Source organism: Streptomyces griseus (assembly GCF_900460065.1).
Lineage (GTDB): Bacteria > Actinomycetota > Actinomycetes > Streptomycetales > Streptomycetaceae > Streptomyces > Streptomyces griseus.
Map to the genome: position 1 here is coordinate 247,237 of NZ_UAVD01000027.1, position 18,716 is coordinate 265,952.

Here is an 18,716-nt window from a genome sequence, read left to right on the forward strand (position 1 = left end):
ATTGACGACAAGTGCTCGACGTCAACTTCTTCGACGAGCTGCGGATCGGCCTTGCCACCGCGGACGACATCCGGACCTGGTCGCACGGCGAAGTCAAGAAGCCGGAGACCATCAACTACCGCACGCTCAAGCCCGAAAAGGACGGACTCTTCTGCGAGAAGATCTTCGGTCCGACCCGGGACTGGGAGTGCTACTGCGGCAAGTACAAGCGTGTCCGCTTCAAGGGCATCATCTGCGAGCGCTGCGGCGTCGAGGTCACTCGCGCCAAGGTGCGTCGTGAGCGGATGGGCCACATCGAGCTTGCCGCTCCCGTCACCCACATCTGGTACTTCAAGGGCGTTCCCTCGCGCCTCGGATACCTGCTGGACCTCGCGCCGAAGGACCTGGAAAAGGTCATCTACTTCGCCGCGTACATGATCACGTTCGTGGACGAGGAGCGTCGTACCCGCGACCTGCCGTCCCTGGAGGCCCACGTCTCCGTCGAGCGCCAGCAGACCGAGAACCGCCGCGACTCCGACCTGGAGGCCCGCGCCAAGAAGCTCGAGACCGACCTGGCCGAGCTGGAGGCCGAGGGCGCCAAGGCGGACGTGCGCCGCAAGGTGCGCGAAGGCGCCGAGCGGGAGATGAAGCAGCTGCGCGACCGCGCGCAGCGCGAGATCGACCGCCTCGACGAGGTGTGGAGCCGCTTCAAGAACCTCAAGGTCCAGGACCTGGAGGGCGACGAGCTGCTCTACCGCGAGCTGCGTGACCGCTTCGGCACGTACTTCGACGGCTGCATGGGCGCCGCCGCGCTCCAGAAGCGCCTGGAGTCCTTCGACCTCGACGAGGAGGCCGAGCGCCTCCGCGAGATCATCCGCACCGGCAAGGGCCAGAAGAAGACCCGTGCGCTCAAGCGCCTCAAGGTCGTCTCCGCGTTCCTGCAGACCAGCAACAAGCCCAAGGGCATGGTGCTCGACTGCGTGCCGGTCATCCCGCCGGACCTGCGTCCGATGGTGCAGCTGGACGGTGGCCGCTTCGCGACCTCCGACCTGAACGACCTGTACCGCCGTGTGATCAACCGCAACAACCGCCTGAAGCGCCTTCTGGACCTCGGTGCCCCCGAGATCATCGTGAACAACGAGAAGCGCATGCTCCAGGAGGCCGTCGACGCGCTGTTCGACAACGGCCGCCGCGGTCGCCCGGTCACCGGTCCCGGCAACCGCCCGCTGAAGTCCCTGAGCGACATGCTCAAGGGCAAGCAGGGTCGTTTCCGTCAGAACCTCCTCGGCAAGCGCGTGGACTACTCCGCGCGTTCCGTGATCGTCGTCGGTCCGCAGCTCAAGCTGCACCAGTGCGGTCTGCCGAAGGCGATGGCGCTGGAGCTCTTCAAGCCGTTCGTGATGAAGCGCCTGGTGGACCTGAACCACGCGCAGAACATCAAGTCGGCCAAGCGCATGGTCGAGCGTGGCCGCACCGTCGTGTACGACGTCCTCGAAGAGGTCATCGCCGAGCACCCGGTGCTGCTGAACCGTGCGCCCACCCTGCACCGCCTCGGCATCCAGGCCTTCGAGCCGCAGCTGGTCGAGGGCAAGGCCATCCAGATCCACCCGCTCGTCTGCACCGCGTTCAACGCGGACTTCGACGGTGACCAGATGGCCGTGCACCTGCCGCTCTCCGCGGAGGCGCAGGCCGAGGCCCGCATCCTGATGCTGTCCTCGAACAACATCCTGAAGCCGGCCGACGGCCGTCCCGTCACCATGCCGACCCAGGACATGGTGCTGGGCCTCTTCTTCCTCACCACGGACGACGAGGGCCGGAACGTCAAGGGCGCGGACCGCGCGTTCGGCTCCACGGCCGAGGCCACCATGGCCTTCGACGCCCGCGAGCTGTCGCTCCAGGCGAAGGTCGACATCCGCTTCCCGGTCGGCACCATGCCGCCGCGTGGCTGGGTGCCGCCGGTCGCCGAGGAGGGCGAGCCGGAGTACCAGCCCGGTGACACCTTCCGGCTGCGGACCACCCTGGGCCGTGCGCTCTTCAACGAGCTGCTGCCCGAGGACTACCCGTTCGTCGACTACTCGGTGGGCAAGAAGCAGCTCTCCGAGATCGTCAACGACCTGGCCGAGCGCTACCCCAAGGTCATCGTGGCGGCGACGCTCGACAACCTGAAGGCGGCGGGCTTCCACTGGGCGACCCGTTCGGGCGTCACCGTGGCCATCTCCGACGTCGTCGTGCCCGAGGCCAAGAAGGCCATCGTCAAGGGCTACGAGGAGCAGGACGAGAAGGTCCAGAAGCAGTACGAGCGCGGTCTGATCACCAAGGACGAGCGCACGCAGGAGCTCATCGCGATCTGGACCAAGGCGACCAACGAGGTCGCCGAGGCGATGAACGCGAACTTCCCGAAGACGAACCCCATCTTCATGATGGTCGACTCGGGCGCCCGAGGAAACATGATGCAGATGCGTCAGATCGCGGGTATGCGTGGTCTGGTGTCGAACGCCAAGAACGAGACGATTCCCCGTCCCATCAAGGCGTCCTTCCGCGAGGGCCTCACCGTTCTGGAGTACTTCATCTCCACGCACGGCGCCCGTAAGGGTCTGGCGGACACCGCCCTGCGTACCGCCGACTCGGGTTACCTGACCCGTCGTCTGGTGGACGTCTCGCAGGACGTGATCATCCGCGAGGAGGACTGCGGCACCGACCGCGGCCTCAAGCTGAAGATCGCGGTCAAGGGCGCCGACGGCGTGCTCCGCAAGACGGACGACGTCGAGACCTCGGTCTACGCCCGCATGCTCGCCGAGGACGTCGTGGTGGACGGCAAGGTCATCGCGCCTGCCAACGTCGACCTCGGTGACGTCCTGATCGACGCCCTGGTGGGCGCCGGCGTCGAGGAGGTCAAGACCCGCTCGGTCCTGACCTGTGAGTCCGCGGTCGGCACCTGTGCCTTCTGCTACGGACGCTCGCTCGCCACCGGCAAGCTGGTCGACATCGGTGAGGCGGTCGGCATCATCGCCGCCCAGTCCATCGGTGAGCCCGGTACCCAGCTGACGATGCGTACCTTCCACACCGGTGGTGTGGCCGGTGACGACATCACCCAGGGTCTGCCCCGTGTCGTCGAGCTCTTCGAGGCCCGTACGCCGAAGGGTGTCGCCCCGATCTCCGAGGCCAAGGGCCGCGTGCGGATCGAGGAGACCGAGAAGACCAAGAAGCTCGTCGTCACCCCGGACGACGGCAGCGACGAGACGGCGTTCCCGATCTCGAAGCGTGCCCGTCTGCTCGTGGGCGAGGGCGACCCGGTCGAGGTGGGCCAGAAGCTCACCGTCGGTGCGACCAACCCGCACGACGTGCTGCGCATCCTCGGCCAGCGTGCGGTCCAGGTCCACCTGGTCGGCGAAGTCCAGAAGGTCTACAACTCGCAGGGCGTGTCGATCCACGACAAGCACATCGAGATCATCATCCGGCAGATGCTCCGCCGCGTGACGATCATCGAGTCCGGCGACGCGGAGCTGCTTCCGGGCGAGCTGGTCGAGCGGTCGAAGTTCGAGACCGAGAACCGTCGTGTGGTCACCGAGGGCGGTCACCCCGCCTCCGGCCGTCCGCAGCTGATGGGTATCACCAAGGCCTCGCTCGCCACCGAGTCGTGGCTGTCGGCGGCGTCCTTCCAGGAGACGACCAGGGTCCTCACCGACGCGGCGATCAACGCCAAGTCGGACTCCCTGATCGGCCTCAAGGAGAACGTCATCATCGGTAAGCTCATCCCGGCCGGTACGGGCCTGTCCCGCTACCGCAACATCCGGGTCGAGCCGACCGAGGAGGCCAAGGCCGCGATGTACTCGGCCGTCGGCTACGACGACATCGACTACTCGCCGTTCGGCACCGGCTCCGGCCAGGCCGTTCCGCTGGAGGACTACGACTACGGTCCGTACAACCAGTAGGCGCGTACGCAGAGACGCCTGAGGGCGGCCACCCCCTGTACGACAGGGGGTGGCCGCCCTTCGGCGTGTGCGGGGCCGGGCCGATCAGCGGAGCGTCTCCCACACGGCGATGGCGACCCCGGCGGTCGCGGTGAGCGCGGCGATGCTCGCCAGGGGCCAGCGCGACCGCTCCAGCAGGTCGAGTCGCGCCTCGTGGTCGGCGAGCTGCTTGTCGGTCTGGTCGCTGCGCTGCACCAGGAGGGCCAGCTGCCCGTCGGCGCGGGCGAAGCCGGCCTCCAGGCTGCCGCGCATCCGCTCCAGCTCCAGGGCGACGGCCACCGGGTTGTTCGGGTCGGTATCGGTCATGGGCGGCCCTCCGGCGGTTCGGTGCGCAGCCAGGACGGCAGCAGGTTCTGGACGCCCGGCAGGGCCATCACCCGGGTCACCGCCCCCGCGACGGCCAGGGCCCCGGCGACCCGGGGCAGGGTCGCGGGGACGCCGGACGCGTCCACGAGTGCGGGCAGGAGCACGGCAAGGGCGAGGGCCGTCTGCAGGACGGTACGGGCGGTACGCCGGGCGGCGTCGGACATGGCGGGCTCCTCAACTCGGCTACGGCGACTTCGTGGTGTACGGGACCTTCAGCGCGTTCCAGGACGTGCGGCCCGGCCAGCCGTCCGCCTCCGCGCCCCGGAAGCCGAGCTTGCGCTGCCAGGCGGCGTACGAGCGGCGGTCGGCCTCGGTCCAGCGGGGGCCGGGGCCGACGGCGTACGCCCCGCATCCCTCGGCGGACAGTCGGCGGCCCATCGCGGTGACCACGGGGGAGCTGGGGCGGGCGGTGAAGAAGTGGGCCCCGGGGAAGGGCTGGTAGCGGGGGGTGGCGGGGGCGCCGGGCTTCGAGGGCGGGGCGGAGGGTCCGGTCGGGGTGTCGCGGGCCGGGGCGGCCAGGCGGCTGCCGACGCGGGCGCGCATCGAGGGCATGGTGAAGCCGCGCGGGTCGACCTTGGCCGCCGACCACTCCGCGTGGCCGATGACGGAGCGGGCGCTCCAGCCGTGGGCCCGGCAGATCGCGGCCGACGCGCGTTCGATCGCGTCGAGCTGGACGGCGGGCCAGGGGTCCCGGCCGTCGCCGAGGTTGACGCACTCGAAGCCGTAGAAGCGGGCGTTGCCGTCGACCGCTCCCGCGCTGCCGTTGTGGGCGCGCGGGGCGGGCGGCCGGTCGCCGTAGTCCTCCGCGACGACGCGCCGCAGCACGTCCGGGTCGCCGCCGCCCGCGTGGTTGGCGCGGCCGGCCGAGATCAGGTGGACCGTGCCGGCCTTGTCGATGACGCCCTGGCAGAGCGGGCCGGGGAGTGAGGCGTGGCCGTCGCGGCAGAGGGCGACCGAGGCGGCGCTCCCGCTGCTGACGGTGTGGTGGATCATCACCCCGTTCACGGGGCCCCAGGCGCCCTTGTGGTTGCGGTCGTGGGTGCGCCAGCCCGGGTGCTCGACGACGGTGACGCCTTCGGCGTGCAGCGCGGCGAGCAGCCGGTCGGCGGTGAGTGGTGTGGCCACGGGTGGCGGTCCTTCCGAGGTACGGGAACGGGTTCGGGGCCGGGCACGGCGGAGCCCCGTACCGGGTGGGGCGCGGTCGGTACGGGGCTCGGCGTGCGGGGCGGTACGGGGTTGGGGTCGCGGGGTTCAGGACAGGGCGGCCCAGATGGCGTTGGAGTCGGCGACGACGGTGTTGGCGACGGTCGGGTTGAAGTTGGTGGGCAGTGAGGTCTGGCCGGTGACGCCGAGGCGACCGTGCCGGACGAAGTACCCCGGCATCCGGGCGCTGCCGCCCGGGGCCTGGCCCACGCTGGCGCCGCGCAGGAAGGCGGGGCCGCCGTTGGTGGGGTTGGGGCCGTTGATCACCAGGCCCACCCAGTAGTTGCCCGGGGCCGCGTTGTAGTGGACGGTGAGCGGGCAGATCACCGTCTGGCCCTCGGTCTTGGGGATCAGCGTGTTCAGCGAGGCGGTCACCCCGACGCGGACCCCGGCGCTCGTGTAGAGCCCCGCGTAGGAGGCGGCCCCCAGGGTGTTGCCCCCGTACCCCGGGACGTAGAAGGCGATGTTCTTCACGAGCCTGGGCGCGTGCAGCGGGACGCCGATCAGGTAGACCCAGCCGTTGATGCAGTACTGCGGGGTCGAGGCGGAACCGCACGCGGGGTCGAAGGCCCACCCGGCGAACCCGACGGCGGACGGGGACCAGGCCCCGCCCGAGGCGACCGCGTCCACGTAGCCCCGGCGGGTGAGGTGGTCCTCGGTGGCGGGTGCGGCCTTCGTGGCGGGCGGCGCGACGAAGGTCTTCGCGCCGGCGATGCTCTGGTCGCCGGTGAGCAGCACCGCGTCGCCGCTCGCCACGGCCGAGACGTCGGACGCGGTCAGCACGACCGGGCCGGTGCGTCCGTTGACCGAGGTGACGGGGGAGCCGTCGACGGCCAGATAGCGGGCGTCGCCCGCGGCCTGGGACAGGGCGCCCACGTCGGACGCGGCGAGGAGCACGTCGCCGGTCTGACCGTTGACCGAGGCGACGGCGCCGCCGCCGGCCGGGAGCTGGGCGGCCGGGACCAGTCCGTCGGCGCCGAGGGCCGCGACACCGCCCGGGGCGCCGACGCGGTCGGCGGCGACGGCGGCGACGTCGGCGGCGCTCAGGACGATGTCCGGGTCGGACTTCCCGTTGACGGAGTGCACGGTTCCGGGCGGGCCGGCCGGCCCCTGCGGGCCGAGCTCGCCCGGCGGACCGGCCGGGCCGGGGACGGCGACGTAACTCGGGGTGGACGGGTCGGCCGGGGCGATGTCGGCGAGGTCGACAGCGGGGTGGTCGGCGCTCAGCGCGATCTGGTAGCCGCGGCTGCCGCGGCCGAGGCCGGAGAGCCGCTCGGTGACGGTGTACGTCCACACCGCCGGGTTCCAGCCCGGGCCGTCGGTGGCGGGCAGCACGACCTGGAGCCGGCCCTCGGCGTCGAGGGTGGCGCGGGTGGGGCCGCCCAGGAAGAGGTCCTCACCGGAGTGGGTGAGCAACGCGGGCGGGCGGAATTCGACGGTGCCGCTCATGGGGCGGCCGTCGGGGGTGAGGTAGCGGGCGGTGAGGGTGACGGTCGGGATGCTCGGTGGCAGCACGGGGGCTCCTCGGGTGGGGTGGGTGGGGTTCGGTGAGGGCGGGGCTCGGTGAGGGCGGGGTCAGGACTCCAGGCCGTACAGCGTCAGGGGGCGGCAGCGGATCGTGGTGCCGGCGGTGGTGACCCGGGCCTGGATCTCGAACGTCACCGTCGCCCCGTAGTCCGCCGTCATCCGCTCCGTGAGCACCAGTCCCGGCCCCGGACCGCCGACCGGGCCCACCTGGTCGCCGTCCACGAGGAGCCGCACCTCGCCGCCCGCGCCGCCCTCCGCGGCGATCCGGCAGTGCAGCCGGGGGTGCTGGACGAGGCCGGGGCCCCGGTGGAGCGTGGTCCATTCGGTGGCGCCGGTGGACTCCCAGCGGGCCGTGTCGACGGGGGCCGGGAGCGCGAACGGGATGTAGGGGCGGGCGAGACCGCCCCGTACGGTGTCGTCGGCGACGACCACGTTGCCCCGGCGGTCCAGGATCTGCACCGCCTGGACCGGCAGCGTGTCGGGCGCCCCGGTCCAGACGGTCAGCGCCAGCGAGCCGTCGTCGCGGCGGACGACCAGCCCCTGCTGCGGGGTGTCCTCGCCCCGGTCCGGCTGGACCCGCCCCAGGTACAGGAGGTCCTGGTCGCCCGCGGTGCGCACCCGCAGCCGGCCGCGCTCGCCGATGACCACCTCGCCGCCCACGATGCTGTTCTGCGCCGGAGTGGTGTTGGCGCTGCCCATCAACTCCCTGACCTGGCGCTCCAGGGCGCGGATGCGGTCGAGCAGATCGGTGGGGATGATCGCCACGGGTCAGGCTCCTTCCAGGTAGAGAACGGCCGTCTCCTGTTTGGTGCGCTGCGGCGGGGTGACGGCCATGCCGACGATCCGGTAGTGCGCGTCGAGGCCCTCGTGGTGCCACAGGTCGTGGACGCGCAGCCGGATGCGGGCGCCGAGCAGCGCCGGGGTGATCAGCCCGTCCAGCCGTACGGTCAGCTCCGGGATGACCTCGGGCCGGCGCTGCCGGGACAGCTCGGCACGGGCCAGGGAGCGCAGGGTCGCCCCGTCGCTCACCCCGTTGTGGTCGGAGGTGAGCTCCAGCCGGGGCCAGCCCTGGGCGAGTTCGCCGGGAAGTTCCTCGGCGACCGTCAGCGGCTCGGACTCCTGGGACTGGTCGGTGTTGGCCGATTCGCCCCGGGCCACCCAGACGTTCGCCTGGACGGTCGAGTCGGTGGGCAGGCTGTAGGTGAGGACGGGCCCGGGATGGTCCAGCACGATGTCGCTGTGGCCGGTCCTGATCTGCGGATGGCCGAGCTGGAGGCGCTTGACCCGGTTGCCCGCCGCGTCCCGGTAGCAGTGGATGCGCCACTCGAAGCCGTCGTTCAACTGGCCGAGTTTGTCCAGCAGTTCGCGGACACGGGCGAGCGCCGAGTAGGCGTGGGCGTAGTCCCGTACGATCCCCGACCGTTCGTGTCCGAGGCTGATGCCGATGTCGCCGCCCGGCTGCTCCTGGGCGTGGGCGACGAGGGTGCGGGCGATGTCGAACTGGTCCAGCCCGGTGCCGGTCAGATCCTGGCCCAGGATGCGGTGGTCCAGGTAGGAGTCGAAGGTCCCGGCCTGGAACTGCACGGTGAGCCGGCCCTGTTCGTCGGAGGCCGGGGTGCAGGTCCACAGGATGCCGCCCCACCAGATGTCCCCGTCCCGCTCCAGCCAGACCGCGGTGCGGCCGGGCTGGAGCGCGGCCCGGGCCCGGGCCGCGAGCGCCCCCTCGGGGAGGGGGACGGTGGCGGTGAGGGAGCCCGGTTTGCCGATGAAGTCGTCGAACTTGGTCTCGGTCAGGGGCAGGACGTCCAGCAGGCGGTCGGTGCGCAGATCGCAGAAGAGGGCCCGGTAGACGGGGTCGGGGGAGGTACGGGTCATCGGCTGCCTCACAGGACCGGGTCGACGCGGATGAAGCGGTTGTCGAACCAGCCCCGGTTGCTGGTCGCGGAGGTGCAGTAGGCGGAGACGGCCGTGTGGACGGCGCCCGGCTGGAGGCCCGCGACGCGGTAGACGGCCGACACCGACGTCAGCGCCTTGGACCCGACGGTCGCCGAGCGGGTCTCGTCGGCGGCCGAGACCAGGACGCCGTCCCTGCGGATGTTGGCGCCCATCCGGCACCACTGGCCGTCGACCCCGGTGTTCCCCATGAAGCCGACCGTCACGAGGACCGCGCCGGAGACGGGGGCGGTGAACGTCGCCGTGATGGTGGGGCCCTGGGTGTCGTCGACGGCCTCCACCCAGGGGACGGAGGTGCAGTAGCCGCCGTCGGTGTTGTTCGCCCAGGCGGAGGCGGTGACGGCGGGCCGCCAGAGAGTGCCGTCCCAGCGCTGGAGCCGCCCGCCCTCGTCGCGGTACTGACCGGTGTACTCCCCGGTCGCGAGCGCGCCCTGGGGGGCGATGCCGCCGATCTGGCGCGGGTAGCCGGTCCAGCGGGCGCCGTCCCAGCGCTGGTACTCCGTGGCGGTGTCCCGGTACTGGCCGATGTATCCGCCGGGCACGTCGCGGGCCCAGGACTCCGGGAGGATGCCGCCGACGGCCACCGTGGGGACCCGCAGGTCGTAGATCGCGTTGGCCCAGTCGATGCCGCCGGTCCCGGCGGAGGCGCCGGCCGGGATCCGGACCTGGGCGAGGGGGAGGGAGGCCGGCGGGAGGAGCGGCGGCTCCGGGGAGGCGGAGGCCTCGCCCTGGACGACCTCCAGAACGGCTTCGGTACGGCCGTCCTCGCCGTCGAACTGGGCGTCGTGGACCCGCAGGATCACCACGTCGATCCGGGGGTTGGCGGCGTTGCCGTCGACGAAGCCGACGTCGGCGTAGTCGGTGAGGACGACCGGGTAGGCCCCGGCCGGCCCCCGGCCCTGGATCACGGCGCGGCCCGGGGCGACGGTGGCTCGCATGCCCGCGGTCTCGCCGTAGACGTACAGCGCGGACATCAGGTGCGCGCCGTTCTCGGAACCGGGGATGACGCCCCCGGCGCTGGTCAGGGCCCCGCTCGGGGCCATGGTGCCGACCGGGGCGAGCCGGGTGTCGGCCCGGGACTGGCCGGATTCGGTCTCGGTGCGGTTGATCAGCCAGGCGCTGCGTACGGGCATGGTGGTCCTCCTGGGAGAGAGGCGGGTGGGTGTCTCGGCGGGGCCGGAGCCCGTGGGGTCACCAGTGGGCGTCGCGCCACCGGACGGTGACGGAGGCCCGCGGGTCGGGGGTGGTGTCGTGGGAGCGGAACGCCAGCTCCGTCGGGCCCGGGGCCAGCCCGAACAGCTGCTCGGGGGCGGAGGCCGGGGACGCGGTGTAGAGGCGGGAGGCGTTCCCGTTGAGCAGGACGGTGCCGGCCTCGGTGTCGACGCTCAGGACGTCCTGCGGGCCGAGCACGATGTCGTACTGGAGCTGCTTGCCGTCGGTGAGCCGGGTCAGGGTCGGGCGCCGGACCGGCCCCCGGAACTCGATCAGCGGGTGGGAGGTCGCCGACCCCCCGTTGACCGCGGTGCAGCCGCCGGTGGCGTTCCCGCCGTCGGCCGGGTCCGAGGCGCCCCAGTCCAGCGGCCACCGCAGGCCGAGCCCGGTCCCGGCGGCCTCCGGCCAGATCAGCCCGGGTTCGGCCACCGGCAGGAGGGCGCGGGCCTCGCGGAGCACGGAGCCGAAGCGGCGGGGATCGGTCGCGGTCCACTGGAGACTGGCCTTCGAGGTGCCGTGCACCACGAAGGAACGGTCCTGCGGGACGACCCGCCGGCTGACCCGGGCCCGTACGGCGAGGGTCTCCCCGTGCAGGCGCACGGCCAGCCAGTCCTCGCCGCCGTCCGCGCCGGTCGCGTCCCGGAAGCCGGCGGCCACACCCCGGGCGTCCGAGGTGGTGCGGGGCAGCAGCCAGACGGTCGCCCCGACGAGCCGGGGCTGCGCCCACTGCGCGCCGGGCCAGGCGCCGTGCCGGTCGGGGCGGGAGACGTCACCGGTGTCGAGCACCGGCAGGTCGTCCCAGCCGGTGACACCGGTGCGGTCGATCTCGTACGGGGTACCGGGGCCCATCAGCAGTCCGGCCCACTGGATCTGCCCGTCGCGGGTGATCAGTGAGCCGGGTGCGGTCTCGTACGCGTATGCGGTTGTCGTCGCGGCCATGAGGGGCCGTCACCTCGCTTCGTTCGTGGGGTGGATGGGTGCTCATGCCGCCGCTCGGTGCAGGAACAGCAGGTCGGAGGCGATGGCGAGGGGTCCGCCCCGCCCGGCCGCGTGATAGGTGTGCAGCCGGGCCCGCTCCGCGGCGGGCGGGCCGGAGCGGCGCCCGGCCGCACGGGTCTCCTCGGCGGGGCGCAGCCGGTCCAGTGCCGACAGCGGCCGGACGGGCGAGGACCCCCCGCCCGGCTCGACCACGCCCCCCTCGGCGAGCTGCGGGATCTTGGGCAGGTCGACGCCGAACTTCTTGCCGAAGAGGGAGAAGCTCAGCCCGTTGAGGCCGTCGACGACCCAGTTGGCGAACGCGATCAGGGCCTTGACCGGCCCGGTGACGGCGGCCATGACGCCCTGCATGCCGGTGGACAGGAAGTCACCGATGGCGCCCAGCGCGCCGGAGGTCGCGTTCCTCACCCGGGTGAACATCTCCGGGATGCGCCGGGTGATCCAGTCCAGGGTGGGCTGGATCGCGCCCCTGAAGCCGTTCCAGGTCCGGCTGATCAGCCCGGTGACCGCGCGGGTCGCCGAGGAGACGGCGGTGCGGGCGCCGTTGAAGCCGCGGGTCAGGGACGTGCCGACGCCCCTGACGACCGCCGTGACGATCGTCCGTACGGCCGTGAACTGCGCCGAGACCACGGTGGCGTACGCCTGGACGACCGGCCCGAGGAACGTGCCGATCGTCCGGAAGACCGCCAGCACCTGGTCGAAGACCTGCTGCATGATCTTCTGCCCGGTCTGGGAGCTGAGCGCGTACTCGATGAGGAAGCCCGCGAGCGGCACGATCAGACCGAGGACGAACCCGAAGGGGTTGGCCCGCATCGCGACATTGACGGCCGTCATCGCGCCCGCGCCGACGGTGAGGGCGCCCCCGAGGAACCCCATCAGCCCGGAGACCGTGCCGACCCCCTTGCCCAGGGTGCCGGCGACCCCGCCGAAGGCGGCGGAGCCGGCGGAGAGGGAGCCGAGCGAGGCGGCGGCGGGGCGGACCCTGCCGCCGCCGGCCCGGAGCCGGGTCGCCGCGACGCCGGCGGTGCGGCCGGTGCCGGCCAGCGACTTTCCCGCCGCGTCCGCCCCGGACTTCACCTGCCGTGCCGCCGGTACGGCGGCGGCGGCACCGGCCCTGATCCCGCCGGCGGCGGCGCCGGCCCGGCCCACGTCGCGCAGCGCGGCGCTGAGCGACGTGCCCGCCGCACCCAGCCGCGCGCGGAAGACGGAGAGCGCACCGGCCACGCCCGCGAGGGGATCGGCGCCGGCCCTGATCGCCGCGGCGCTCATCCGCGCGCCTTGGAGAGGAACAGCAGGGCGGTGGCGGTCTCCTGGAGGTCGGCGGAGGACGCCTCGTAGTAGTTCTCGATCTGGAAGCCGGCGACCGCTCCGGCCGTGGAGTTGACGGAGTCCGCCCGCGAACGGCGCGCGGTGTGGCGCAACAGCCGGTCCAGCTTGGAGAGCGGCAGGACGGCCTCGGCCTCACCGGCCTCGGCGACGATGGCATGCACCCCTCCGTTGCGCGGCTGCACGATGCCGCCCGCCGCGAGCTGCGGGATCCTCGGCAGGCTGATGCCGAAGCTCTTGCCGCCGACGCCGGGGACCCAGCCGGGGATGGAGACCTTGATGCGGTTGAGGCTGCCGATCGCCGAGTTGATCAGACGGATCACCGCGTTGATGGGGCCCTTCACCGCTCCCGTGATCCGGCCGAAGGCCCGGCTCGCGATGGACTGGAGGCCGCCCCAGATGCTGGAGAGCCGTTCCTTGACCCGGCTGAATGCCGCCGGGACGGTGTTCCGGATCCAGTTGACGACCGGGGTGATGACCTTCCTGATCCCGTTCCAGACACTGGAGATCACGCCCCGGATGGCGTTCATCACCGTCGTGATGATCTTGCGCCAGGCGTTGAAGTTGGACGTGATGACGCCGGCGACGGCCTTGATGACCACCGTGACGGCCTTCTTGATGCCGTTCCAGACGGATTTCATCAGGGCGCCGGCCTTGGTCATGATCGGCCCGACGGCCTTCATGACCGCGCTGATGACCTTCTTGATCGCGTCGAAGGCGACCTTCAGCACCTTCTGCATGGTCTTGGAGCGGGCCGCCATGTCGACGACCTTCTCGATGAGCGGGGCGAGCAGGGAGAGCAACTGCCCGACGATGTTGCCCCGCATCGACTTGTTGAGGCCGTTCATGCCCTGGGACGCCTTGTCGGCGCCGGACTTGAACGTGCCGATCTGCGTGCCGCCCTTCTGCCCGGTGGCGCCGGCCTTGGCGAGGGACCGGTCGGCCTTGTCGGCGGCGCGCTGGATGGAGGTGAGCTCGCGGGCGGAGGTCTGGGCGGAGGCGCGGATCCTCTTGAGGCCGGATTCGGCGGCGGTGGCTCCGGTCGCCATCGCCCGGGTCGCCCTGCCCGCGGCGTCCGCCTGGGACTGGAATCCCTTGAAGGCAGTGGATGATCTTCCCAGGGCCTGGGTCAGGTTCATGCTGTGGACTCCCGTGGGTCTGTCGTCTTGCGCGGCGGATCGGCGCGGTGGCTGTCAGGACAGGGCCGCGGTGAGCCGGTTGACGCGTGCTTCGAGCTGGGCGAGCTGGCTCGCCGTGCCGCCGACGGACGGGCCCGGGTTCGCGGCGCCCCGGGCCTGCTGCTGCACGGCGGTGGACCGGGAGTCGAGACGGCGCACGGTCGTCTCCAGCACGCCGATGCGGCGGTTGGAGGCGCTGATCTCCCGGGTGATCCGGCCGTTCGTCCCGGCCAGCTTCGTCTGGGCCTCGTACGCCAGTTTCTGAAGCGTTCCGAGGCCCTTCTCCATGCGCACGAGTCGCGCCTCGGCGCTCTCCACCACGCGGAGCCGTCTCTCCAGCTCGGAGGCTTTGACCTTCCAGATCAGGCCGAATCTGTTGCGTTCGAGATTCCTTTTCTTCAGCCAGGCCTCCATGGCCGGGTCGATGTTGATGAAAGGAGTGATCTCCAGTTTCGCGATGGCCAGAGCCGTGACGAATCCGACGACTTCCGGCTGTTTTACCGCCGTCCAGATGCTGCTCTTGGTCTCTTCCTTGACCCAGGCCTGAGTGGCCAGTACCTCCTTGTCGGTGACCAGTGCCGTCGCTTTGATGTCCTTGGGCGTGACCAGACCGGAAATTGCAGACAGGTCGGCCTTCTTGCCCAGATTCGTCCTGAGCTCCGCCACCTCTTCGGTCAGTTGTGCATTCGTCTTCTCTGCCATTGCTCCTCCTGATGGCCGACTGGTAGCATCCCGCCATGTCTGCCTACTCAATTCCCGTACTGGTCGGCTCACTTATCGGCGTGGGGGCCATCGTGTGGGGCGGTGCGATCGGCCTGAGCGCGTACCGCGAGTACCGCAGGAGCCGAACCGTGACGGTGGAAATCCTTTCCGTCATCCAGCTCGAAACCGAACGCGCCTATCGATTTCAGTTGATAGGCAAGGACGGTTCTTCGGGTGTAGGTGACTCGAAGTGGATGGGCGCCAGGGCGAATAAATTCGGAGATCGAACCTTCGAGGTCGGCGAGAAAGTCGAGGTGGATTACGACCCGGGATACCCGGTGTTCCTCTATCCGCCCCACGCCTATCCGAAATGCCGCATGTGGCTGCCGGCGCTCTCGGGGGTTCTCGCCGGCGGTGCGGTGATCGTGAGCGTCAACGGGTTCTTCTGACGGCTCACCGACGCGGCGTTCTCGGGCCGGTGCCCGGGTGGCGGTGACCGGCGTCCGGTGCCCGGCGCCCGGAGAGCCCCGGTGTCCCGGTGTCAGGAGAAGAAGCGCAGGAGGTCTCCCCTGCTGGGAGCCCCCGGCTCGTCGGCCGCGGCTTCGGCCGGCGTCTCTCCCGGCCTCGGCACCGGCACCGGAGGCGCGGGCGGCTCGGCGTCCTCATCGGTGTTGACCGAGGCGAACATCCAGTTGGCGGCGGCGAGATGGTCCACGGCCGCGGCGAGCAGATAGTCGCAGACGCTCCACTCCGACGCCTCGCCGTGGAGCTCCTGGGCGACGGCGCTGTCCCGCGGCATGTGCTTGACCAGCACCGCGAGCCGGCGTGAGGTCAGCCGGCCGCGGTGCCAGTCCAGCAGGTCCACGCCGTAGTGCCGCAGCAGGTCGGCTTCGAGGGCCTCGGCGTGTTCGCTGACGAACGCGTCGAGGCTCAGCCTTCCCCCAGGCCGAGCCCGGTCTCCTTGCCGTACGCCTCCAGGAGCGCGGCGATGTCCTGCATGGTGATCTCGTGCTGCTCGAAGCGGCCGAACTGCTCCTCGCCGAGGAGGAGTCGCAGCAGCCCGTCCACGTCGTTGTCGTCCAGCGAGCGCAGCGCGGCGGCGGTGGCGCGGGTCAGCTCGGTGGGCAGTTCGAAGGTGTCGTCGTCCAGCTCGAAGGACCAGGTGCGGCCGAGCGCCTCCAGGCGCTGGGCCCGCGCCGCGTTCACGTCGAAGGTTGCCATGCGGGATTCTCCGTTTCGGGTTCGGGGGAAGGGGGCCACAGGGCGGGGCCGGCGCGAACCGGCCCCGCCGGAGGGGTGTTACGGCGCCGGGACCGTCGGGACCGTGTAGGCCGCGTCCTTCATGACGAAGGTGGCCAGCGCCGAGCCGTCGCCCGGCGACAGGGCGGTGAAGGTGACGCCGAGCTGCGCGGCGGCCTTCCGGGCGAGCTTGATGTCGTCGGTGGCGGTCACCTGGCCGCGCGGGATGACGAAGCGGTACGTGACCTCCGTGCCGTCCGTGAACTCCAGCCCGAGGGCCCGCTCGTCGAAGGTCGGCCCGTCCGGGACGTCGAACTGGAAGACGCTCGCGGCGGAGTCCTTGCGGATGTCCGAGGACTTGCCGCCGAGGAAGAACGGCAGCGTGTCCTCGTTGAACTGGAGCATCGCGAACTTCAGCGTCAGGTCGCGGTCCGCGTAGACGAACCGGGCCGGGCTGATGGACTGCCACGTCTCGACCGGGTCGAGCTTGTCCTTCTTCGCGAAGGTCACGCCCTCCGTGGAGGTGTAGCCGAGGTCGGTCCAGGCCGACCCCCAGTCGGCCGCCGGGTTGTCGGAGAAGGCCTCCGGAAGGGGAGCGCCGATCTCGGCGACGAGGATGCGGCCGGTTCCGGCCACGCGGATCTCGGAGGCGTTGTTGCCTGCCATGGATGACTCCTTGAGGTGGTTGGTCCCTGAATGGGTGGCTGGGCGGGTGACTGGTGGTGCGTGCCGTCACGGGTACGGCAAAGGCCCCGCCGGACGGCAGGGCCTGGTCTGTGGGGCGCGGTCGGCGTCAGCCGATGCGCAGGGAGACGCGCAGGACGCAGAGGTAGCGGTTGGCCGCGGGATGCAGGTACTCGGGCAGCCAGCGCGGACCGTCGGCCTCGACGACATCGCTGATCACGATGTTCGTTCCGTACCGCCGACCCACCGCGGCGAGCAGTTCGGCCCGGGCGGAGTTGGCCAGGCGGTGAGCCGTCGCCTTGTCCGGTCCGTAGGCCTCCAGCTCGATGAGCGGCTGGTCGAGGTGGAGGTCGTCGACCCAGGCGCCACCGCGCCGGGAGACGATCACCGCCTTCTGCGTCCCGTCGAAGCCGGGTGGCGGAGTCTCGTCCACCACCGCGTCCGCCAGATCGGCGCGGTCGGAGAGGAGCTCCACGACGATGGCCTCCACGTCGGGGAAGGTGCTCGGAGGTGAAGTCATGACAGGGCGATCACTCCTGTTCGCGGGTGGGTGAGGTGCGGATACGCGGACGGCGGAGCCGCGCCCGGAGGGTGGGCGCAGCTCCGCCGCTGCACTTATTGTGACCGAGATCGTGCGAGCGCGCAACCTGTTGGCGCGGATGCGCAACTTCACTGCTTCCGTTTTCGCGCCGCTCCCGTCGTCCGACGCGCGGGCGGGGCCTGTTCTGACCTCCCGCACTCCCGTGCCCGGTGCGTTAGTCTGCGGTTATCGAACAGGCTTTCGAGAGTTGGCGGTTCTGGTGGAGGAGACGCCCTGACGAGCGTGCGGAGCGAGGGAACGGGGGAGCGGGTGGACGGGAGCGAGCCGGTGATCGGTGCCCAGGAGCGGCTGGCCGATGTCGTGGCCGCCGCGGTCGAGGTGGCTGCGGAGTCGGGGGAGTCGGGTACGTACACGGCGGAGGTCGCCCGCACGCTCACCGCCGTCGTCGGCAAGGTCGGAGCGAGAATCGCGGTCGAGGCGGAGACGCGGGGGTTCCGCAGCGGCTGGGGCGAGGCGATCGCGCTGGCGTCCGGGGGAGCGGACGGCGGGGCCCAGGTCTTCCGCATGGCCGCCGCTCCAGAGAAGTAGCCGGGGGAACGGACAGGAGGGGGCGGCCCGTTCGGGCCGCCCCCTCCTGTCCGTTCACGTGTCTCACGGCCGGCGCCGGGCCCCCGGGGCCCTCCGGCGGGCCGCCCGTTCCGCCGCGAAGACGTCCTCCAGGCGGAACACGTGCGCCCGGCCCTGCCGGCCGGCGGGGCTGAGGTGGCCCAGCTGGACCCACTTGCGGATCGTCGCCGGGGTCACCCCCGCCTCGTGCGCGGCCAGGGCCCCGGTCACCAGGGCCGCGGCCGTCATCGCCCGCCCTCCCGCCGCGCGGTGTCCGCCGTCGCGCCGGTGAGCTCCGCGAGATCGCCGCCGGACTCGGCCGCGAGCCGCGCCCAGGCGCCCTCGCTCCACGCGTGCCGGTGCGCCGGATCCGTACGGCAGTCGCAGGCCGGGTCCGTGCAGCGGCAGGCCGGGTTGACGCAGAGCACCGCCCGGCGGGCCGGGAAGGCCCGCAGCGAGACCGAGTCGCACCAGGGGCAGCGGCCGCCCACCCGCACCACCGGTTCGGCGCCGCCCAGGGCCCGGGTGCAGCGGCGGGCCATCCGCCGGGCCTCGTCCCTGATGTGTTCGAGGAGGACGTCGTCGGCGGCGGCCCGGTCGAGCAGCCCCGCGACGCGCAGCAGCCGGCCGGACACCTGCTCACGGCGGGGACGCGGCATCCGGAGCCGGTCGTGCACGGCCTCGTCCAGCTCGATCACGCCATCCGTGATGTCGCGTACGGCGTCGGAGATGTGGAGCCGCACGGGGGAGGTGCGGGAGCCGGACGGGGTGAGCCCGTGCGCCTGCTCGGCCCGCAGGGCCTCCTCGCGCTCGGCCCGGGTCGGGCCCGCCGGGGCCGGACCGGAGCCGGCGGGGGTGGCCCGGAGGGCGGACGGGGAGCGGTAGGAGGGGGCGAGCTCGACGAGGAGCTCGGGGAACTGGCGCAGCAGCAGCTCGATCCAGAGCAGGGCGTCCGCTGCCGTGCTGTCGCTCCTGCCGTTGCCGCGTCCGGGATCCGGTGCCGTGGTGCGCCTTCCGGAGGGCTGCGGTGTGATCGGCGTGGTCGATGTGGAGGTGTTCGATGTGGTCATGGCGATCCCTTCTCCCCGCGCAGAGATGTTGCGGGTCCGCACACTGACACGTTGCGTGCTCGCACGCAAGGGGAAATCGAGGGCTCCCGGTCCTTTATCTCCACAGATTTTGCCCAAACGGTAGAGGTGTGTGGGGTAATTCCTTGCGCGCAAGCGCGATAGT

20 protein-coding genes are annotated in these 18,716 nt (G+C 71.7%); 3 read left to right on the forward strand and 17 right to left on the reverse strand.

What is annotated here, in order from left to right:
• Positions 1 to 11: 11 nt before the first annotated feature.
• On the forward strand, positions 12 to 3,911 hold the full coding sequence (locus DTB53_RS16930) for a DNA-directed RNA polymerase subunit beta' (protein WP_003966994.1): 3,900 nt from the start codon (positions 12 to 14) through the stop codon (positions 3,909 to 3,911).
• An 84-nt stretch (positions 3,912 to 3,995) separates the two neighbouring features.
• Here the strand turns inward: DTB53_RS16930 and DTB53_RS16935 are convergent, their stop codons facing one another.
• The 11 genes from DTB53_RS16935 to DTB53_RS16985 form a co-directional block, all read right to left on the reverse strand.
• The gene (locus DTB53_RS16935; RefSeq protein WP_003966993.1) at positions 3,996 to 4,256 is read right to left on the reverse strand and encodes a hypothetical protein; all 261 of its coding nucleotides are present in this window, start codon (positions 4,254 to 4,256) and stop codon (positions 3,996 to 3,998) included.
• The gene (locus DTB53_RS16940) at positions 4,253 to 4,480 is read right to left on the reverse strand and encodes a hypothetical protein (protein WP_012379482.1); all 228 of its coding nucleotides are present in this window, start codon (positions 4,478 to 4,480) and stop codon (positions 4,253 to 4,255) included. Before DTB53_RS16940 ends, DTB53_RS16935 begins: the two co-directional genes overlap by 4 nt.
• A gap of 19 nt (positions 4,481 to 4,499) precedes the next feature.
• A complete protein-coding gene (locus tag DTB53_RS16945) occupies positions 4,500 to 5,441 on the reverse strand; it encodes a peptidoglycan-binding protein (protein WP_012379481.1) in 942 nt (313 codons plus the stop codon).
• Between the two features lie 126 nt (positions 5,442 to 5,567).
• The gene (locus DTB53_RS37885) at positions 5,568 to 7,034 is read right to left on the reverse strand and encodes a hypothetical protein (protein ID WP_003966990.1); all 1,467 of its coding nucleotides are present in this window, start codon (positions 7,032 to 7,034) and stop codon (positions 5,568 to 5,570) included.
• 60 nt (positions 7,035 to 7,094) lie between these two features.
• The gene (locus DTB53_RS16955; RefSeq protein WP_012379479.1) at positions 7,095 to 7,811 is read right to left on the reverse strand and encodes a hypothetical protein; all 717 of its coding nucleotides are present in this window, start codon (positions 7,809 to 7,811) and stop codon (positions 7,095 to 7,097) included.
• Between the two features lie 3 nt (positions 7,812 to 7,814).
• Positions 7,815 to 8,921: a hypothetical protein gene (locus DTB53_RS16960; protein WP_012379478.1), complete on the reverse strand. Its 1,107-nt coding sequence runs from the start codon at positions 8,919 to 8,921 to the stop codon at positions 7,815 to 7,817.
• 8 nt (positions 8,922 to 8,929) lie between these two features.
• Positions 8,930 to 10,132: a hypothetical protein gene (locus DTB53_RS16965; RefSeq protein ID WP_012379477.1), complete on the reverse strand. Its 1,203-nt coding sequence runs from the start codon at positions 10,130 to 10,132 to the stop codon at positions 8,930 to 8,932.
• Positions 10,133 to 10,190: 58 nt separating this feature from the next.
• Positions 10,191 to 11,150: a phage distal tail protein gene (locus tag DTB53_RS16970; RefSeq protein ID WP_003966986.1), complete on the reverse strand. Its 960-nt coding sequence runs from the start codon at positions 11,148 to 11,150 to the stop codon at positions 10,191 to 10,193.
• 42 nt (positions 11,151 to 11,192) lie between these two features.
• Positions 11,193 to 12,476 carry a phage tail tape measure protein gene (locus DTB53_RS16975; protein ID WP_012379476.1) on the reverse strand — a complete coding sequence of 428 codons (1,284 nt, stop codon included), beginning with the start codon at positions 12,474 to 12,476 and terminating at the stop codon, positions 11,193 to 11,195.
• On the reverse strand, positions 12,473 to 13,672 hold the full coding sequence (locus tag DTB53_RS16980) for a hypothetical protein (RefSeq protein WP_012379475.1): 1,200 nt from the start codon (positions 13,670 to 13,672) through the stop codon (positions 12,473 to 12,475). Before DTB53_RS16980 ends, DTB53_RS16975 begins: the two co-directional genes overlap by 4 nt.
• A gap of 54 nt (positions 13,673 to 13,726) precedes the next feature.
• Positions 13,727 to 14,413, reverse strand: coding sequence for a hypothetical protein (locus DTB53_RS16985; RefSeq protein ID WP_012379474.1), 687 nt, complete (start codon positions 14,411 to 14,413; stop codon positions 13,727 to 13,729).
• A 35-nt stretch (positions 14,414 to 14,448) separates the two neighbouring features.
• Between DTB53_RS16985 and DTB53_RS16990 the strand changes: the two genes are divergently transcribed.
• On the forward strand, positions 14,449 to 14,862 hold the full coding sequence (locus DTB53_RS16990) for a hypothetical protein (RefSeq protein WP_012379473.1): 414 nt from the start codon (positions 14,449 to 14,451) through the stop codon (positions 14,860 to 14,862).
• A 92-nt stretch (positions 14,863 to 14,954) separates the two neighbouring features.
• Here DTB53_RS16990 and DTB53_RS16995 read toward each other — a convergent pair whose 3' ends face one another.
• From DTB53_RS16995 to DTB53_RS17010, 4 genes are all read right to left on the reverse strand, one after another.
• Complete coding sequence (locus DTB53_RS16995; protein WP_012379472.1) at positions 14,955 to 15,278, reverse strand: hypothetical protein; 324 nt, start codon at positions 15,276 to 15,278, stop codon at positions 14,955 to 14,957.
• Between the two features lie 65 nt (positions 15,279 to 15,343).
• The gene (locus DTB53_RS17000; protein ID WP_003966979.1) at positions 15,344 to 15,634 is read right to left on the reverse strand and encodes a hypothetical protein; all 291 of its coding nucleotides are present in this window, start codon (positions 15,632 to 15,634) and stop codon (positions 15,344 to 15,346) included.
• Between the two features lie 78 nt (positions 15,635 to 15,712).
• Positions 15,713 to 16,318, reverse strand: a complete 606-nt coding sequence (locus tag DTB53_RS17005) for a phage tail tube protein (RefSeq protein WP_003966978.1) — start codon at positions 16,316 to 16,318, stop codon at positions 15,713 to 15,715.
• Positions 16,319 to 16,445: 127 nt separating this feature from the next.
• Complete coding sequence (locus DTB53_RS17010; protein WP_003966977.1) at positions 16,446 to 16,856, reverse strand: phage tail termination protein; 411 nt, start codon at positions 16,854 to 16,856, stop codon at positions 16,446 to 16,448.
• Positions 16,857 to 17,159: 303 nt separating this feature from the next.
• Between DTB53_RS17010 and DTB53_RS17015 the strand changes: the two genes are divergently transcribed.
• Positions 17,160 to 17,465, forward strand: a complete 306-nt coding sequence (locus tag DTB53_RS17015; RefSeq protein WP_012379470.1) for a hypothetical protein — start codon at positions 17,160 to 17,162, stop codon at positions 17,463 to 17,465.
• A gap of 63 nt (positions 17,466 to 17,528) precedes the next feature.
• Here DTB53_RS17015 and DTB53_RS17020 read toward each other — a convergent pair whose 3' ends face one another.
• Positions 17,529 to 17,732 carry a MerR family transcriptional regulator gene (locus tag DTB53_RS17020; RefSeq protein ID WP_012379469.1) on the reverse strand — a complete coding sequence of 68 codons (204 nt, stop codon included), beginning with the start codon at positions 17,730 to 17,732 and terminating at the stop codon, positions 17,529 to 17,531.
• Positions 17,729 to 18,553, reverse strand: a complete 825-nt coding sequence (locus DTB53_RS17025; RefSeq protein WP_012379468.1) for a hypothetical protein — start codon at positions 18,551 to 18,553, stop codon at positions 17,729 to 17,731. The genes DTB53_RS17020 and DTB53_RS17025 overlap by 4 nt, the downstream gene beginning before the upstream one ends.
• Positions 18,554 to 18,716 lie beyond the last annotated feature (163 nt).

What these genes read in the sequence shown, in the direction of transcription:
- DTB53_RS16935 (WP_003966993.1), bottom strand. Translation starts at nt 4,256, where the DNA reads ATGACCGATACCGACCCGAACAACCCGGTGGCCGTCGCCCTGGAGCTG.
- DTB53_RS16940 (WP_012379482.1), bottom strand. Translation starts at nt 4,480, where the DNA reads ATGTCCGACGCCGCCCGGCGTACCGCCCGTACCGTCCTGCAGACGGCC.
- DTB53_RS16960 (WP_012379478.1), bottom strand. Translation starts at nt 8,921, where the DNA reads ATGACCCGTACCTCCCCCGACCCCGTCTACCGGGCCCTCTTCTGCGAT.
- DTB53_RS16965 (WP_012379477.1), bottom strand. Translation starts at nt 10,132, where the DNA reads ATGCCCGTACGCAGCGCCTGGCTGATCAACCGCACCGAGACCGAATCC.
- DTB53_RS16970 (WP_003966986.1), bottom strand. Translation starts at nt 11,150, where the DNA reads ATGGCCGCGACGACAACCGCATACGCGTACGAGACCGCACCCGGCTCA.
- DTB53_RS16975 (WP_012379476.1), bottom strand. Translation starts at nt 12,476, where the DNA reads ATGAGCGCCGCGGCGATCAGGGCCGGCGCCGATCCCCTCGCGGGCGTG.
- DTB53_RS16980 (WP_012379475.1), bottom strand. Translation starts at nt 13,672, where the DNA reads ATGAACCTGACCCAGGCCCTGGGAAGATCATCCACTGCCTTCAAGGGA.
- DTB53_RS16985 (WP_012379474.1), bottom strand. Translation starts at nt 14,413, where the DNA reads ATGGCAGAGAAGACGAATGCACAACTGACCGAAGAGGTGGCGGAGCTC.
- DTB53_RS16990 (WP_012379473.1), top strand. Translation starts at nt 14,449, where the DNA reads ATGTCTGCCTACTCAATTCCCGTACTGGTCGGCTCACTTATCGGCGTG.
- DTB53_RS17000 (WP_003966979.1), bottom strand. Translation starts at nt 15,634, where the DNA reads ATGGCAACCTTCGACGTGAACGCGGCGCGGGCCCAGCGCCTGGAGGCG.
- DTB53_RS17005 (WP_003966978.1), bottom strand. Translation starts at nt 16,318, where the DNA reads ATGGCAGGCAACAACGCCTCCGAGATCCGCGTGGCCGGAACCGGCCGC.
- DTB53_RS17010 (WP_003966977.1), bottom strand. Translation starts at nt 16,856, where the DNA reads ATGACTTCACCTCCGAGCACCTTCCCCGACGTGGAGGCCATCGTCGTG.
- DTB53_RS17020 (WP_012379469.1), bottom strand. Translation starts at nt 17,732, where the DNA reads ATGACGGCCGCGGCCCTGGTGACCGGGGCCCTGGCCGCGCACGAGGCG.
- DTB53_RS17025 (WP_012379468.1), bottom strand. Translation starts at nt 18,553, where the DNA reads ATGACCACATCGAACACCTCCACATCGACCACGCCGATCACACCGCAG.